General features: G+C 43.6%; 5 protein-coding genes. All 5 read left to right on the top strand.

The features are described from left to right. Window positions 1–790 (top strand): transposase (locus JZU62_RS00105; RefSeq protein ID WP_295010722.1); only part of this gene is annotated, 790 nt, incomplete at its 5' end. A 215-nt stretch (window positions 791–1,005) separates the two neighbouring features. After that, window positions 1,006–2,028: a hypothetical protein gene (locus tag JZU62_RS00100; RefSeq protein ID WP_295010720.1), complete on the top strand. Its 1,023-nt coding sequence runs from the start codon at window positions 1,006–1,008 to the stop codon at window positions 2,026–2,028. Window positions 2,029–2,098: 70 nt separating this feature from the next. Further along, window positions 2,099–2,557: a hypothetical protein gene (locus JZU62_RS00095; RefSeq protein ID WP_295010718.1), complete on the top strand. Its 459-nt coding sequence runs from the start codon at window positions 2,099–2,101 to the stop codon at window positions 2,555–2,557. After that, a complete protein-coding gene (locus JZU62_RS00090; RefSeq protein WP_295010716.1) occupies window positions 2,554–3,633 on the top strand; it encodes an FtsX-like permease family protein in 1,080 nt (359 codons plus the stop codon). Before JZU62_RS00095 ends, JZU62_RS00090 begins: the two co-directional genes overlap by 4 nt. Beyond that, window positions 3,630–4,060: ATP-binding cassette domain-containing protein (locus tag JZU62_RS00085; RefSeq protein ID WP_295010714.1), on the top strand; the 431-nt coding region annotated here is incomplete at its 3' end. The genes JZU62_RS00090 and JZU62_RS00085, both read left to right, overlap by 4 nt.

Raw genomic sequence — 4,060 nt, 5'->3', positions numbered from 1 at the left:
TAGGAGAACAAAGATGCCAAGACGCCCAAGAATAGATATGGCAGGTTACTATCACATCGTTAATCGGGGAGTAGAGCAGCGAATTATCTACAAAGAGCATGAAGATTACGAGATATTTTTAGAGATGCTCTGCACTGCAAGTAAACTCTATAACGTACAACTTCACGGTTATGTATTGATGAGCAATCATTATCATTTGCTGATCGAAACAACCCAAGAGAACCTTTCCAAATTCATGAAACATATCAATGCATCCTACGCGATCTATTTCAATAAAAAATATAAACGCTCAGGTCATCTGTGGCAAGGACGTTTCAAATCATGGTACGTAACCGATGAAGCCTATTTATACGCATTGATAAGTTATATTCATAACAATCCAGTAAAAGCAAAAATCGTTAATAAGTCTGAAGAATACCGATACAGCTCTCATCTTGCTTTTATCGAAGTAGCAGAACTAATTGCATGTTTGAGAAAATCGTTTATTTTTACAGAGTTTCAAGATAAAAACGATAGAAAAGCATTTTTGCAAAGTACAACAGATGACAGTATCCTCCATGAGATCAAAAAGACTTCAAATCTAGTGGTTACGTCGGTTAATGAGAAAACAGTAAGCCACCAAAGGTTACAAGAGATATTTGCTAATATACTCGATAATAAAGACCGAAACAAGAAAATATTTCAAGCGACCAACGAGGGCTACTCTCAACATACTATAGCTGTATACTTGGGAATCTCTCAGCCATATGTCAATAGAATCATAAAGAAGATGAGAGATAATGAGTTATAGGTATCACCTGACCTCCTTGTATAAATTAAGAAGATAACAATCTTTAGAGTAGTGTTAGGTCAAAAATAAGGTAAAATGTTAGCGGGTATTTACCAGAGTACCTTAATTCGCCAAAAGAGGCTCCCATCCTAACATTCGACCACACCGTTATCCCTGAGGGTGATGCAGACCTCGGCGATAATCTTTTATATTACGACTATAACATCGATCACCTTTTGTCGCTCGAAGCAAAAGGGTTAACGATGGAAGACGAGGGGTACATCAGTGCCTTTCGTTCATTTGAGGGGGAGGTGTATGAGAACTACATCTACGAAAAACTCCTCCGCTATGCCGCCAATGAGCCCAAAATCAAAAGTTTTATTATCAAAGGTCCCCATAAACATCGTACCCGCGCCCAAAGTGACGCGTTATCGGTAAGCTGGAAAGGGCAGATTATTTATCGTGCCCGCCACAAAGAGATTGGTGAATTCGATGGACTCCTCTTTACCGACAAAGAGCTCTATTTTGTCGAAATGACACTCGTTAAATCGGTAAGCAACCTCAAAAAACGGCTCCGTAAAAAACGGGCACTGCTCGAAGTGCTGTTTCCCCGTTATAACGTTAAAGCATTGTTGGTACTAAATGAAGGGGCGACAGGGACCTCTGATTTACCTCCGTATGCTTCGGTATGGCTCACTAAGCCTTACAGTGCGCGTCATATTTTAGAGAAGCTGAGTTCCAACTCTCCACGTGAGCCTATGATCCGTATAGAGAGTGATAAAATAGCCCATGCCGAAGAGCTCAAAGTCGCGGCATTTAAATACTATGCGACCCTCTCGTGGATGCTTCGATCATTGCGGGGGAAAGAACCGATTGATCTCGATTTCTTTCGTCGTGCGGCGACTCAGCGTTATCATGATATTTATACGAAAGTATATGTGGGGTATCTCTCGGTCGATGATTTTAAAATCCTAGCTCCTGATCTTTCGTGGAACGGTTCAAATGCTTCCCGTGTGGTGGTTGCTATCGAAAAAGATCACTCCGGCGGCTATTTCCTCACCTATTTTATCCGTCATAGCTCTAAAAAACTCGACAATGTCGTTCTCGGTTCTGGGGGGAGTAAAGTGGCTAAAAAAGATCCGTTTGGAATTACCCTCACCGAGATGAATCACCTCGATAAAGTAATGGATCAGAGTTTTGCCTTTACCTTTGAGCAGCATACAGAGCTGGACAACATTGTAAGTAAACTGATCCATTAGCCCCTTATTAACCGTCAATTGTCTCTTTTTTCTTATACTTGCAGTATTCTATAAAGTATAAGGGAATTTTATGAAAAGAGTGATAGTTTTACTATTGGTAACAATGAGTCTTTGGGCGGCTCCGTATAAAGTGGGTCAATCGGTGATGCCGCTCGATCTGAACGATCAATTCGGTAAACGCTATACCCTCAAAATGATGCCTAAAACGCTCATTATGGCGTTTGAGAAAGGGACAGGTGCAACGGTCAACGAATACCTAACCGTTCAGGAAAAAGGGTATTTGGCGAAAAACAAAGCGGCGTTTGTCGCCGACATCAGCCAAATGCCCAAATTCATTACAGAGAGCTTCGCATTGCCGAAAATGCGCAAATATACCCATACGGTTTTGTTGATCCAAGATGAAGAGCAGGGGCTTAATTTCCCGTATCAGGAAGATAAAATCACCGTGATGAAATTTCGGGGCAATTTTCTCACCAAAGTGGAATTTATCTCCACCCCCACTGAACTGAAAAAAGCGATTGAGCAGTGATTACTCCGCTCAAAGCTTTACGAAAGAATCGGTTTAAAACCGCCTTGATCTTTATCAGTATGAGTGTTTCGATTGCCGCAATATTTTTGATTAGCGCCATTTCGGGCGGTGTCGTGAGCATGTACAGTTCGATGCTCAAAACGGATGGGGATATCATCGTTACTCAAAAGGGGATTGCCGATACCTTTTTCAGTGACATTAACTGCTCCGTTGCAGATAAGATTGCGACCATGGAGGGGGTCAAAGAGGTGAGCGCCCTTATCTTGGGTGCAGCTCCGGTAGAGCCTCTCCCCATCGTCGGTATTTACGGTGCGAGTGAAAACCGGTTTAAAAGCTACGCGTTGATACAAGGCTCGTATCCTACGGAGGGCGAAGTGATGTTAGGATCTAAAATCTATGAGACGCTCAAACATCCCAAAACGATCTCCCTCTCTAAAAAAGAGTTTCGTGTCAGCGGCGTATTTAAAAGCCGTATCGGATTTGAAGACGGCGGAGTCGTTATGCCGTTGAGTGATGCGGGAGTCGTATTTCATAAAAGTGCATCGATCTTTCTCATTGCCCTCGATGATTTGACTCAAAGCGATACCATCATCGCCCATATCAACAAAACGCATCCCGAAATGGAAGCGAAAACAACCGATGGGTTTATCGATTCCTACAACCAGTTCAAAATTATCAAAACGAGTTCCGATGTGATCGGTGCAATGGCGTTTTTGATGGGTATTTTGGGGATTGTGAGCATGATGAGCATGGTAGTGAACGACCGCAAAGCGGAATTTGGAATTATGCGCTCTATTGGGCTCTCATCGAGTACCATTATATTTAAACTCCTGAGCGAGACGCTGATTATTGCCGTGTTAGCATTTGCGGTGGCGTATGGGGTTTCACTCGGAGTGTTGGAGCTGATCGAGCACGCCGAAAAATTCCAAGGTTACATTAACGGTGAGATCACCTTTGCATTGGCGTTGAAAGTCTTTATCGTCTCGGTGAGCATGGCATTGTTTGGGACATTGCTCCCAGCGGTGTATGCGGCACGGATAGATCCTATGAGTCTGATCCAACGAGGTGGCGCATGAAAATCGAAGCACTAGGAGTCGAGCACTTCTACGGACATGAAAAAGTGTTAAACGGCGTCGATATTACCATTGAACCGGGGAGCTTTACCGCCATTATCGGAGAGAGCGGGAGTGGTAAAACAACATTGCTCTCCATCCTCTCGACACTGTTGCAACCCTCAGCGGGGATTGTCCGATACGATGGGAAAATTCTGAGCGAACTGGGAAATATTGACCGTTTCCGTCGGCACAACATCGGATTTGTGTTTCAATTTCACTATCTCATCTCCTATTTGACCTTGCGCGAAAATATTGCGTTGGGTGCGATCGATGAGAGCCGTGTCGAGCCGTTATTGCAATCACTCGGAATTGTCAAACTCTCCCACCGTTACAGTGATGAGGTTTCAGGAGGAGAGCGTCAGCGTGCTGCCATCGCACGTGCGTTGGT

The organism is Sulfuricurvum sp. (assembly GCF_019163035.1).
Classification (GTDB): Bacteria; Campylobacterota; Campylobacteria; order Campylobacterales; family Sulfurimonadaceae; genus Sulfuricurvum.
Note: the sequence above shows the minus strand (reverse complement) of the source record. Positions and strands in the feature narration are given on the sequence as shown.